Annotated in this window: 12 protein-coding genes; 2 read left to right on the forward strand and 10 right to left on the reverse strand. The window is 55.0% G+C overall.

The features are described from left to right. The first annotated feature begins 84 nt into the window (after positions 1 to 84). The gene (locus LBW88_RS08170) at positions 85 to 981 is read left to right on the forward strand and encodes a TIGR01777 family oxidoreductase (protein ID WP_224931005.1); all 897 of its coding nucleotides are present in this window, start codon (positions 85 to 87) and stop codon (positions 979 to 981) included. Between the two features lie 32 nt (positions 982 to 1,013). Here LBW88_RS08170 and LBW88_RS08175 read toward each other — a convergent pair whose 3' ends face one another. Genes LBW88_RS08175 through dalD form a run of 3 tightly spaced genes read right to left on the reverse strand, consistent with a single transcriptional unit; the run spans position 1,014 to position 5,182 of the window. Then, entirely contained in the window at positions 1,014 to 2,294 is a 1,281-nt protein-coding gene (locus LBW88_RS08175; RefSeq protein ID WP_224931003.1) for an MFS transporter, read from the reverse strand. 27 nt (positions 2,295 to 2,321) lie between these two features. Then, a complete protein-coding gene (gene xylB, locus LBW88_RS08180; protein WP_224931001.1) occupies positions 2,322 to 3,791 on the reverse strand; it encodes a xylulokinase in 1,470 nt (489 codons plus the stop codon). 2 nt (positions 3,792 to 3,793) lie between these two features. After that, positions 3,794 to 5,182, reverse strand: a complete 1,389-nt coding sequence (dalD, locus tag LBW88_RS08185) for a D-arabinitol 4-dehydrogenase (protein ID WP_224930999.1) — start codon at positions 5,180 to 5,182, stop codon at positions 3,794 to 3,796. 194 nt (positions 5,183 to 5,376) lie between these two features. Between dalD and LBW88_RS08190 the strand changes: the two genes are divergently transcribed. Beyond that, the gene (locus LBW88_RS08190; protein ID WP_224930997.1) at positions 5,377 to 6,324 is read left to right on the forward strand and encodes a sugar-binding transcriptional regulator; all 948 of its coding nucleotides are present in this window, start codon (positions 5,377 to 5,379) and stop codon (positions 6,322 to 6,324) included. Between the two features lie 234 nt (positions 6,325 to 6,558). Here the strand turns inward: LBW88_RS08190 and hisP are convergent, their stop codons facing one another. The 7 genes from hisP to cvpA form a co-directional block, all read right to left on the reverse strand. Then, entirely contained in the window at positions 6,559 to 7,332 is a 774-nt protein-coding gene (gene hisP, locus LBW88_RS08195; protein ID WP_224930994.1) for a histidine ABC transporter ATP-binding protein HisP, read from the reverse strand. A gap of 8 nt (positions 7,333 to 7,340) precedes the next feature. Beyond that, on the reverse strand, positions 7,341 to 8,057 hold the full coding sequence (locus tag LBW88_RS08200; protein ID WP_224930990.1) for an ABC transporter permease: 717 nt from the start codon (positions 8,055 to 8,057) through the stop codon (positions 7,341 to 7,343). Continuing rightward, a complete protein-coding gene (locus LBW88_RS08205; RefSeq protein WP_200569159.1) occupies positions 8,054 to 8,740 on the reverse strand; it encodes a histidine ABC transporter permease HisQ in 687 nt (228 codons plus the stop codon). The genes LBW88_RS08200 and LBW88_RS08205 overlap by 4 nt, the downstream gene beginning before the upstream one ends. A gap of 192 nt (positions 8,741 to 8,932) precedes the next feature. Further along, positions 8,933 to 9,715: a lysine/arginine/ornithine ABC transporter substrate-binding protein ArgT gene (gene argT, locus LBW88_RS08210; RefSeq protein WP_224930987.1), complete on the reverse strand. Its 783-nt coding sequence runs from the start codon at positions 9,713 to 9,715 to the stop codon at positions 8,933 to 8,935. A gap of 275 nt (positions 9,716 to 9,990) precedes the next feature. Then, positions 9,991 to 10,560: a UbiX family flavin prenyltransferase gene (locus LBW88_RS08215; protein ID WP_200569157.1), complete on the reverse strand. Its 570-nt coding sequence runs from the start codon at positions 10,558 to 10,560 to the stop codon at positions 9,991 to 9,993. Between the two features lie 115 nt (positions 10,561 to 10,675). Next, on the reverse strand, positions 10,676 to 12,193 hold the full coding sequence (gene purF / locus LBW88_RS08220; RefSeq protein WP_224930984.1) for an amidophosphoribosyltransferase: 1,518 nt from the start codon (positions 12,191 to 12,193) through the stop codon (positions 10,676 to 10,678). A gap of 36 nt (positions 12,194 to 12,229) precedes the next feature. Next, positions 12,230 to 12,715 carry a colicin V production protein gene (cvpA, locus tag LBW88_RS08225; protein ID WP_034825265.1) on the reverse strand — a complete coding sequence of 162 codons (486 nt, stop codon included), beginning with the start codon at positions 12,713 to 12,715 and terminating at the stop codon, positions 12,230 to 12,232. Between the last annotated feature and the right edge of the window lie 141 nt (positions 12,716 to 12,856).

Below are 12,856 nucleotides of genomic sequence, written 5' to 3' on the forward strand. Positions count from 1 at the left end.
ATTAGCGTAAGCGCTGTCACGCTATCCGTGCGCTTCTCTTCTATGATCAGATTGAGCAAAAAACAAATTACAAGGAGGCTCAGCATGCACCTGCTTATTACCGGCGGCACAGGTTTAATAGGCCGCCACCTGATACCGCGCCTGCTGTTGCTCGGGCATCAGGTGAACGTCGTCACCCGTGATGTCGCGGCGGCGCGTGAGAAACTGGATCCCCGCGTTTCGCTGTGGTCTGGCATCAATCAGCAAACCGATCTTGATGGTATTGATGGCGTGATTAATCTGGCGGGCGAACCGATCGCCGATAAACGCTGGACCGAACAACAGAAGCAGCGGCTGTGTGAAAGTCGCTGGCAAATCACCGAGCAGATTGTTTCGTTGATTCACGCCAGCAGCAATCCACCGCATTTTCTAATCTCCGGATCCGCGACCGGTTTTTATGGTGATACGGGTGATCTGGTATTAACGGAAGACGATCCTGGCCACGATGAGTTTACCCATGCTCTATGTGCGCGCTGGGAACAGTTGGCGCTTAACGCCCAGAGCGATCGCACCCGCGTCTGCTTGTTACGCACCGGCGTGGTGTTAGCAGAGGAAGGTGGCGCACTGGCAAAAATGAAGCTGCCGTTCAAACTGGGTGTCGGCGGCCCGATTGGCAGCGGCAAACAGTATTTGCCGTGGATTCACATTGACGATCTGGTCAATGCCATCATCTGGCTGATCGACAATAACCACCTGAGCGGACCGTTCAACATGGTTGCGCCTTATGCGGTGCGCAATGAGCAGTTTGCCGCCACGTTGGGCCATGTGATGCATCGGCCTGCGTTTATGCGCACGCCCGCCAGCGCGATTAAGTTGATGATGGGAGAATCTGCAGTGTTGGTGCTGGGTGGACAGCATGTGTTGCCGAAACGGCTGGAGGAATCGGGCTTTGGCTTTCGTTGGTTTGATTTACAGGAAGCGCTACAGGATGTGGCGGGATAAACAGACGGCGGCCCTGGGCCGCCGTTTTTCCATTAGCTACGCTGCGCTGCCACGCGTGATTTCACTGCCTTCTCTTCACGCGTATGCCCCGGCTGCGGCACGCGAATGATAAAGGTCAATACCCCCGCAAACACATACAGCGCGGTATAGGCCCACACCACACCCACGATATCGAAGAACGGTAACATCACTGAGGCGATGGCCGGTGCCACAAAGTTACTCAGGCCTGCCGACAGGTTGTAGATCGAGACGGCTGCGCCTTTGTGATGCGGCTCCAGCGTCGGGAATACCGCTGTCATCGGTACAAACGCCGCTACAAAGATCCCCAGCATCACGGCCGGAATCAGTGCCACCCAGAAGTTGTGACCGGCATACATCGGCAGGTAGTAAAACATCAGGCTGGAGATGGCCATTCCCAGGCAACCAAACCAGCGCACCTGGCGGATCCAGCCCAGCTTCTCACCGGTGATACCCCAGAAAATGTTGGTGAAGATGGTGACAAAGAAGAACACCGCCCAGATCTGCAGCCATTCAGAAATGGTAAAGCCGAGGCGATCGACAAACAGCAACGGCATGATAATGGCAAAACCAAACAGCGACAGCGTGTTAATGATGCGAATCAGGCAGGCATAAAACACATGCTGATTGGTGAACAGGATGGTGACGGCGCGTGACATCTCCGTCATTTTGTCACGCATCGGCAGATTCACCCGCGAGCGATCCACCGGCACATTGCGCAGGCTGAAGTACGCGAGAATACCGCCACAGGCCACCCAGATGATCGCCAGCCACAGCGTGCCGGTTTCCCCCAGCATCGGGATGGTTAGACTTGGCAAATAGCTGCCGACCACGCCGATGCCGACGGAGTACATCGCCCAGAACCAGCCGGTTGCTGCCGCCAGTTTCTCACGAGGCAAGACCTGAACCAGCATCATCATGAACGAGTAGATAAACAGCGGATAAGCCAGCCCACGAATGCCGTAGAACAGCACCATCAACGGGTAATTGCGCATGCCCAGCCCCAGTGACATAAACAACGTGTGCATCACGATCCACAGTACAAAACCAATCATCATCGCACGCTGCGGCGTAATCAACTCTGCCACCACGCCGGAAGCCCACGCCGCCAGTGCCGCCGCCAAGCCGTAGAAGGTAAACACCACCGCAGATTGGGTAGGTGTAAAGCCTAAATCAGTGATATGGCGCGAGAGAAACGCCATTTCAAAGCCATCACCCGCCATAAAAATCGCGATAGCGAGGAAGCCCCAGAACATCTTTTTCGGTAAGCCAAACCAGTATTCGTTCGATTGCATCACCATCACCTTCTGTTCGGTAAGCCGTTATGCAGGCAGCAAGCTGCGCACCTGTTGTTGTTGGATGTAGAGTTCGCGGAACAGACGCAGCCGCTGTTGCAGCACGGCACCACGCGTGGCATCCGGTTGATAGCGCGCCTGCACCGGCGGTTTCAGGCAGACCTCTTGCTCACTACCGCCGTCGCCCAACCATGCCAGGCGTGCGGCACCTAGCGCACCGGATGCGCTGGCCGGATGGGTGACAATAGGCAGTTGCAGCACATCGGCAATTAGCTGAGCCCACAGCGTGCTGCGCGCCCCACCGCCGGTCAGGCTGCATTGCTGAATTTGATGCTGGGCATCCCCGAGCACTGCCAGACCATCCGCCAGCCCAAATGCCACGCCTTCAATCACCGCATAACCCAGCAAGGCACGCGGCGTTTCGTGGCGCAGATTGAAGAAAGAACCGGAAGCGTCTGGATCGTTGTGTGGAGTGCGCTCACCAGAGAGGTAAGGCAGGAATACCGGTGCACTCCGCAGTTGTTCATCGCTCAGCTGCGCCATCTCCTCCATCAGTTGGCTTTCGCTCACCGACAGCAGGTTGCACAGCCAGCGCAGGCAGCTGGCGGCGCTCAGCATCACGCTCATCTGATGCCAGCGGCCCGGCAGTGCATGGCAAAAGGCATGCACGCCGGATTGAGGGTCGGCCTGGAGTCGATCGCTCACCACGAAAATCACGCCGGAGGTACCCAACGAGATAAAAGCATCGCCGGGATTCACCGCGCCCACGCCCACCGCTGAAGCGGCATTGTCACCGCCGCCACCGGAAACCGTGACCGAAGTGGATAAGCCCCATTCGCTCGCCAGTGACGGTTGCACGCGACCACTCACCGCGCTGCCTTCCACCAGTTCAGGCATCTGGGCGCGCGTCAGTCCGGTGATCGCCAGCAGTTCATCGGACCAATCACGCTGCGCCACATCCAGCCACAGCGTGCCGGCAGCATCGGAAGGCTCGCTGACAAAGCGCCCGGTAAGACGCCAGCGCAGGTAATCTTTTGGCAGCAAAACCTTATCGATGCGGCTGAAGATCTCCGGCTCATGTTCAGCTACCCAACGCAGTTTCGGCGCGGTGAAGCCTGGCATGATCATGTTGCCGCTAATCTCCATCATCTGCGGATAGCATTTACGCAGCACCTCACACTGTGGCGCACTGCGGGTGTCGTTCCACAAGATGCACGGACGCAATACCTTGCCATCCGCGTCCAGCAGCACAGCCCCATGCATCTGACCGGATAAGCCGATGGCACGGATCGCGGCCCATGCATCAGGAGATTGATGACGCAATCCCGCCAGCACATCAGTGCAGGCTTGCCACCAGCGTTCAGGATCCTGTTCTGCCCAGTGGGGATGTGGGCGCTGTACTGTGAGCGTGGCGTGCTGTGATGCCACAATCTCGCCGCACGTATTGATGATCAGCGCTTTAAGCTCTGACGTACCGATATCGATGCCGAGATACATAATTACACCGCCGCCAGTTCAGGTTGTTTAAGCCACTGCTGCAGGCTCGCGACACGGCGCGTCACCAATTCGTGAAACGCCTCATCAGTCGCCAGTTCTGCAAACAGCGCACTGTCACTGAGGAAAGCCTTCAACGGATCGACACTGGCGAATTGTTTACGCAGCGCATCAACCTGTAGCGCGCCGTCCTGATAGGGATATGGCAGGTCGTCATTAGCCCAGCGCTGCATAAACAGGAAGAACAGCGCCGGAATCACTGCCGTTGCGGTGGGTTGCGCACCGCGCTGGTAGCACTCTTGCAGCGTTGGCGTCACCATGCCGGGAATTTTGGACAAGCCATCGGCACCCACGCGCTGATTGGTGTCTTTGATGTAAGGGTTGCTAAAGCGGGCCAGTACCACGTCGCGGTAATCGGCTAAATCAAGCGGGCTGGGCGACAGGGAGGGAATGACATCCTGGGTAACATAGTCATGTGCCAGTTGATAAATCGCCGGATGACGCGTGCTGTCATCGATATAGTTCAAGCCAATCAGCGTGCCCGCCCAGGCAATCGCGGCATGTGTCGCATTGAGGATGCGAATTTTCGCCTCTTCCCACGGCAGCACCGATTCCACCAACTCAACACCCACGTTTTCCAACGCCGGACGACCGGCAATAAAGTCATCCTCAATCACCCACTGAATAAAAGATTCGGCCATCACCGCAGCGCCATCTTGTTTGCCGGTCGCCGCTTGTACGCGTTCCGCCACATCCGGCGTAGGGCGTGGCGTGATGCGATCGACCATGGTATTCGGTGATGTGGTGTGCGAGCGCACCCAGTCCGCCAATTCGGTATCGCCTTTAGCAGTGAGGAAGGCGAGGAAGCCCTCACGGAATCGCTCACCGTTGTGACGCAGGTTGTCGCAGTTCAGCAGCGTGACCGGCGCGCCACCCTGTGCAACACGCTCTGTCAGGATGTGGCTAAGTGCGCCATAAATAGTGCGAATGTCGCCGCCCAAATCAGCCTTCACGTCCGCCTGATTAAGATCCAGTGTGAATTCGGGCGTCAGGTAGTAACCTGCTTCGGTCACGGTAAAGCCAATCACACGGGTTTGCGGATTGGCACCCTGCTCTACCAGTGCACTGATTTCACTGTCCCACGGCAAGATTTTGCGCAGCGAGGTGATGGTTTCATAATCCCGCTCGCCTTCTGGCGTCACGGTTTCCAGCACATACTCGCCATCCTGTGCCGCGAGCTGATTGAGCAGTGGCACCGCGTCATTACGAATATTGCCTAGCGCGATGCTCCAGCTTTCGTCACCCTGCTCACGCAGTTTATGCAGATACCACGCCTGATGTGCCCGATGAAAAGATCCTGCGCCGATGTGCATCCACACTGATTGATTGGTCATAATCGCCTCAATTAAACATTTGCCACAAGACAGGGCATTTGCCCGATGACGTGTAGCATAGTGCGCGCTATAGGGATCGTTCTGCGAGCCTTATCACAAATAATACTTTTGCTCTTTTTTGGGGCTTTTGCTCAGTTAGTGCTTTTCGTAAAACACGCGCTAAGATGGCGCATTGGTTTTGACGGAACAGCGTGATGAGCAGAGAAGAGAAAAAACAGGAACTGGCCGCGCGTGCCGCGTGGATGTATTACGTCGCGGGCGTAACACAGCAAGAGATTGCGCAGGCATTAGGATTATCACGCCAGGTGGCGCAGCGTCTGGTGTCTAGCGCGCGCGAAATGGGGATGGTGAGCGTGAAGATCGATCATCCTGTGACGCACTGCCTGCAACTGGCGCGTGAGGTGCAGGAGAAGTTTGGTCTGGATCTGTGCCGCGTGGTGCCATCGGCCAATCTGAACGATGACGCTATCCAGCAGATGCTGGCCGTTGAAGGCGCGGCGGTGATGTCGCAGTTTATCAATGAGGAAGCGCCGCAGGTGTTTGGTATTGGTTCCGGTAAAACTTTGCGCTCAATGATCGATGCATTGCCATGGGTGGATCGCCCGCAGCATCAGTGCGTTTCGATGATTGGCGCCATCGCGCGGGATGATTCCGGTACACGCTACGACGTGCCGTTGAAGATGGCTGAAAAGATGCAGGGCAAGTATTTCTTCATTCCTGCACCGTTGTACGCCGACACGCCACAGGATAAAGCGATGTGGGTGCAGCATCAGGTGTACCAGCGCGTCACCGACCGCGCTCTCCAAGCCAACGTGGCTTTTGTGGGTATTGGGGAAGTGATGCCCGGCTGTCCGTTGAATGCCGAGGGATTTATTACCGATGCGCAGGTCGAGGCGCTGAACGGGCGCGGCGTGGTGGGCGAAATGCTCGGCCACTTTTTCAATCAGCAAGGTGAACGCGTGTGGGGCGAAACGGATGAGCTGCTCACCAGCGTCTTACTGGAGAGCCAGACTCAACGCAAGATTATTGGTTTTTCCGGCAGCGCGCGTAAGTATCCGGCAATTCGTGCGGCGTTGCTAGGCGGCTGGATATCGGGGCTGGTAACTGATGAAGATACGGCGCTGAAACTACTGCGAGACTGACCCGCGCGCGCATCAATACCTCAACGTACCCGTGCAGTTAACGGCCAGGTGCGCAACAATACTTCAACGCGCCCATGCGGTATCGGGCATGATGTGCATCAATACCTCAACGCGCCCATGAAGTATCAGCCAGGTGCACAGCAATACCTCAACGCGCCCATACGGTTATCGGCCAGGTGCGCATCAATGCGCCCCCTACATCAACAGGGTCGCCATTAATGGCGACCTGTTCGATTACTTCAGCGACCCCGACAGGAACTGCTGCAAGCGTGGGCTTTTCGGGTTGCCGAACAGCTCATCCGGCGTGCCCTGCTCTTCAATCTTGCCCTGATGCAGGAAAATCACGTGATTGGAGACGTGACGAGCAAACTCCATCTCATGCGTCACCACCACCATGGTTTTACCCTCTTCAGCTAGCTTCTGCATGATACGCAGCACTTCGCCAACCAGTTCCGGATCGAGCGCTGAAGTCGGCTCATCGAACAACAGCACTTCTGGTTCCATCGCCAGCGCACGGGCAATGGACACACGCTGCTGCTGACCACCAGAAAGGTGTACCGGATATTTCGCGCGCGCACCAGCGTCAATGCCGACTTTATCCAGATACTTAATCGCACGCTCACGCGCTTCGGCTTTGCTCAGCCCCAGTACCTGAATCGGTGCTTCGGTGACGTTGTCGAGCACCGTCATGTGGCTCCACAGATTGAAGTGCTGGAACACCATGGTCAGACGAGTGCGCAGTGAACGCAGCTGCTCTTTGTTGGACACTTTCAGCTGCCCATCGGTATCACGCACCAGATTGATTTGCTCGTTGTTGACCGAAATGGTGCCTTCGCTCGGTTTTTCGAGGAAGTTGATGCAGCGTAAGAAGGTACTTTTCCCGGAACCGGACGAGCCAATGATGCTGATCACATCGCCGGCGTTCGCCTGCAGTGATACGCCTTTCAGAACTTCATGTTCACCGTAACGCTTGTGCAGTTCGGTAACGCTTAATTTGTTGTCAGCCATAGTGATACTCAATGCGATGAAGAAGGTTTCACGTGCGCCAGGAAGCGACGCTCCGCTTTGCGGAACAGGCTAATCAGCACGTAAGAGATGATCAAATACAGCACCGCAGCGATGCCAAACGCGGTAAACGGCTGGTAGGTCGCCGAGTTGATATCACGCGCGATTTTCAGCAGATCCGGCACCGTGGCGGTAAACGCCAATGCCGTTGAGTGCAGCATCAGAATCACTTCGTTACTGTAGGCTGGCAGCGCAGTGCGCAGCGCCGACGGCAGAATAATGCAGCGATACATCTTAAACGGCGAAAAACCGTAAGCGCGTGCCGCTTCAATTTCGCCATGCGGAACGGCGCGAATGGCCCCGGCAAAAATTTCAGTGGTGTAGGCGCAGGTATTCAGCGTAAAGGCCAGCAGCGTACAGTTGAGGCCGCTGCGGAAAAAGGCGTTCAGCAACTCCGAGCCTTTCACCACTTCCAGCGTGTACATGCCAGAGTAGAACACCAGCAGCTGCACATACAGCGGGGTTCCGCGGAATATATAGGTGAACAGCCAGACAGGCGTGGAGATGTAGCGATTTGGCGATACGCGCGCGATCGCGAGGATCACAGCCATACATCCGCCGATCACCACGGAAAGAATCAACAACCACAACGTAATGGCGACGCCGGTAAAACGGTAACCATCGGTCCAGAGCAGCTGTTTCCAATACTCCTGAATAATATCGATCATAGCTCTGCCCTTTTCACACCCACCGTGTAGCGGCGTTCAAGCCACCACAGCACGCCGTTTGATAGCGTGGTAAACACCAGATAAATCACCCCCGCGACGATCGCGAAGTAGAACGGCTGCCAGGTACTCTTACCCGCCAGCTGCGTGGCTTTCACCACGTCTTCCAGCCCCAGCAGTGACACCAGCGCCGTGGCTTTGAGGATCACCTGCCAGTTATTGCCAATGCCTGGTAACGCAAAACGCATCATCGCCGGGAACAGAATACGACGGAAAGTTTGCGAGCCGGTGAAACCGAAAGCGGTCGCCGCTTCGATTTGTCCTTTGGGTACAGCCAGGAAAGCACCACGGAAGGTTTCGGTAAAGTAAGCGCCATAGATGAAGCCGAGCGTAATGATACCGGCCACCATCGGGTCGATATCGAACTGGGCGACACCCAACGCATCGGTCACGCTGTTGAGGGCGATTTGCAGACCATAGAAGATCAGCAACATCAGAACCAGGTCAGGCACACCGCGAATGAGAGTGGTGTAACCTTCAGAGATCATCACCAACAGGCGACTGCGGGAGAGTTTGGCGCCAGCGCCCATCAAACCAAGCACTAACGCCAGCACCACCGAACTGAGTGCCAGCTCAAGGGTCACCAGGGTGCCTTTTAGGATTACTTCAGAATAGCCATACAGCATGGGTTCGATCCTGTCGTGAAGGAAAATAACAAACGCTGCCCAACTAACGGACAGTCCTGACCAGGATTTGAATCACAGGGTAGATGGCGGCAAGCGTATGAACCCCGGGAGTTTACATAAGTAAGCGCCCGGAGTGAATAGTTATGACCAACCCTGCTGCAAATCAATCATCAAGGTCAGAAAACAGGACAATTAATCGCCGTACACGTTGAAATCAAAGTACTTCTTAGCAATCTTGTCGTAGGTGCCATCTTTACGCATTTCGCTGAACGCTTTGTCGATGGCCGCTTTCAGATCGGCATCGTCTTTGCGCAAGCCCATACCGGTACCGACACCAAAGATTTTGTCGTCTTTAACTGCTGGACCGGCAAACGCATAGTTTTTGCCAACCGGTTGTTTTAGGAAGCCTTCGCTCGCCTGCACTTCATCCTGGAAAGCCGCATCGATACGACCCGCATCCAGATCCTGATACACCAGATCCTGGTTGGCGTACGGCGTCACGGTGACACCTTTTGGACGCCAGTTATCGTTCGCGTAGGTTTCCTGAGTAGTGCCCTGCAGCAGACCGATGTTTTTACCTTTCAGCGATTCAATGGTCGGTTGCAGCGTTGAGCCTTTTTTCGCCACTAAACGCGCGTTGGCGGCGTAGAGTTTTTCAGAGAAGGCGATCTCTTCCTGACGTTTTTCGGTGATGGAGAGAGAAGAGATGATGGCGTCGATCTTCTTCGCTTTCAGCGACGGGATCAGCGCATCAAAATCACTTTCCACATAAGTACATTTGGTCTCGATACGCTTACAAATTTCGTTCGCCAGATCGATGTCAAAGCCCACTAACTGGCCTTGCGCGTTCTTGGACTCAAACGGCGGGTATGTCGGATCTGTCCCAATGCGCAGCGTTTTTGGTACCGCAGCGAACACGCTCGCAGCGCTGGACATGGCCAGCATCAGGGAAAGAGCCAGAACTCGCTTTTTCATAGGTAACCCTCAAGTGAAGTGCTTATTGTTATATGGTCGTGATGTGTGTTTGCGCTGAATGATGTGCAGGTTTCATGCCAGTTATGCAAAACGGCGAAAGCGTGCTCAGGCGCACTAAATACCGCGCCTTTCAGGGGCGCAAGCACTTAGTTTGTGAGGGAAATATAACAGCGGAGTGAGGAAGAAAAAGCGACATTGTTAACTTTTGGTGCACAAGATGCACGAAGAGTGATCGGGCACGCGAAATTGCACACAGTTAGTGCAAGATTGCACCATTATGCTCCATGCCAACGGGTAAACAGGTCTTCAGGTAGCTCAATGTCGAATTGATCGATAACACGATTGACGGTTTGATCGACCAAATCCTCAATGGTTTGTGGGCGATGATAGAAGGCCGGCACGGGCGGCATAATCACGGCACCCAGCTCAGCGGCGGTGGTCATCATGCGCAAATGCCCAAGATGCAGCGGCGTCTCGCGTACGCACAGTACCAGCTTACGCTGCTCTTTCAGCACCACATCGGCGGCGCGCGTCAGCAAACTGTCGCTGTAGCTGTGCACGATGCCAGACAGGGTTTTCATAGAACACGGCAAAATCGCCATGCCCTGAGTTTTGAACGATCCGGAAGAGATGCTGGCAGCAATATCACGCACATCGTGAACCACATCAGCCAGCGCCTGCACATCACGCAGGCTGTAATCGGTTTCCAGCGACAACGTCTGACGTGCAGCAGGACTGATCACCAAATGGGTTTCCACATCGGCCAGCGGTTGCAGCACCTGCAACAGTCGCACACCGTAGATCGCGCCACTGGCACCGGAAATTCCAATGATCAATCGTTTCATTATTAAGCCTTACTCGTTCAGATTGCGGCAATGATAGCCGCTCACTGAACAAAAATACAAAAACAAACAGGGCGAGGTTGCCCCCGCCCTGTTATCGATTTGCATTCCGAGGCCGTTAGCCTTCGTTATGCAGCTCCAGACCTTCCACTTCGTTTTGACGCTGAATCGCTTTCGCATCGTCATTACGCAGCGACTGCAAATACTCAAGGTATTGCTGATCGACATCTTTGGTGACGTAAATGCCGTTGAACACCGAGCACTCAAACTGTGCGATATCCGGGTTCTCTTCACGCACAGCTTCGATCAGATCGTCAAGGTCCTGGAAAATCAGCGCATCGGCTTTGATCAGCTGGCGAATCTCTTCCACTTCACGACCGTGCGCGATCAGCTCGGTGGCACTCGGCATATCAATGCCGTACACGTTCGGGAACCGAATTTCCGGCGCCGCTGACGCCAGATACACACGCTTCGCGCCTGCTTCACGTGCCATCTCGATGATCTGCTCAGAAGTGGTGCCACGTACAATCGAATCGTCCACCAGCAGCACGTTCTTACCGCGGAACTCAGCGCGGTTAGCGTTAAGCTTGCGACGAATCGCGCTGCGGCGCATATGCTGGCCAGGCATGATAAAGGTGCGGCCAACATAGCGGTTTTTCACGAAGCCCTGGCGATATGGCTTGTCGAGAATGCGGGCGATTTCCAGTGCGGAATCGGTTGAGGTTTCCGGAATTGGAATCACCACGTCGATTTCCAGGTCTTCCCACTCACGTGCGATTTTTTCGCCGAGTTTGGTGCCCATGCGCACGCGAGCGCTGTAGACCGACACCTTATCGAGGAAGGAGTCAGGACGCGCAAAGTAAACGTATTCGAACAGGCACGGATTGGTTTTCGGATTCTCAGCGCACTGGCGAGTTGACAGCTGCCCCTGCTCGGTGATGTACACCGCTTCGCCTGGTGCAACATCGCGAATGAACTCAAAGCCCAGCGTATCCAGCGCCACGCTTTCGGAAGCCACCATGTATTCGGTGCGTCCATCAGCAATCACGCGTTTACCCAGCACTAATGGGCGAATACCGTTCGGATCGCGGAAGGCCACCAAACCATGACCAATAATCATCGAAACCACTGCGTAAGCACCGCGCACCTGTTGGTGCACTGCCGCCACCGCAGCAAAAATGTTGTCAGCTTCCAGCGGATCATGTTGGAAACGATCAAGTTCCTGCGCAAAGATGTTCAGCAGGATTTCAGAATCAGAGGTGGTGTTAACGTGACGGCGGCCCACTTCGAACAGATGCTTACGCAGTTCGTGCGCATTCGTCAGGTTGCCGTTGTGCGCCAGCGTAATGCCGTACGGGGAGTTAACGTAGAAAGGCTGCGCTTCGGAAGCACTGGAGCTGCCCGCCGTTGGATAGCGAACATGGCCAATCCCGATATTACCCTGCAAACGCTGCATGTGGCGTGCTTCGAAGACATCGCTCACCAGGCCATTCGCTTTACGCAGACGGAAGCAATTAAGCGCATCGATGGTACAAATGCCGGCGGCATCTTGCCCGCGGTGCTGCAGCACCGTTAACGCGTCATAGATCGACTGGTTTACTGGCATAAAACCGGTGATACCAACAATACCGCACATGTTGTCATTTCCTCATTGGCCGCACTCCCGGTGGCGTTACCGGGGTATAAAACTGGACGTGCTTTTCAGGTAATCGAAAAACCACCTGATGATGTAACTGAACTGGGGAATGAGTTGCGACTGTTGCCAGTCCGGGCTTTTGGAAAAGCCGGTGAATGTATCGAGGAAGAAGAGCATAGCGGAAACAATCAGCACGCCACGCAACGCCCCGAAACAGACCCCCAACACCCTGTCGGTTCCCGACAAGCCGGTTTTTTCAACCAGCGAGCCGATCACATAGTTCACGATGGCACCCACAATCAGGGTGGCAACGAATAACACCGCTATCGCGATGCCGTTGCGAACCAGTTCGTCGTCAAAACCTGTAAACCAGACTGCAAGGTAGGTGTAGTAATGACTGGCGACAAAAAACGCGCATCCCCAGGTAACGAGAGATAAGGCTTCCCGGACAAACCCACGAATCAGGCTGACCAGAGCCGAAAAACCAACTACCGCAATAATGACGTAATCAATCCAGATCATGAACGCTTCCAACCCAGTGCTAAGCACCCCTGCATCCAGTTCGGGGCGCATTCTAACAGAAAAAGAAAACGTTTGCGTAGGGTTTTCCGGTTCTGTATCCATAAAAAGGGCGATGAAAAAAACTTTCCTCGCCCTGAGTGA

The sequence above is a fragment of the Pantoea sp. alder81 genome (genome assembly GCF_020179835.1).
Taxonomy (GTDB): domain Bacteria; phylum Pseudomonadota; class Gammaproteobacteria; order Enterobacterales; family Enterobacteriaceae; genus Pantoea.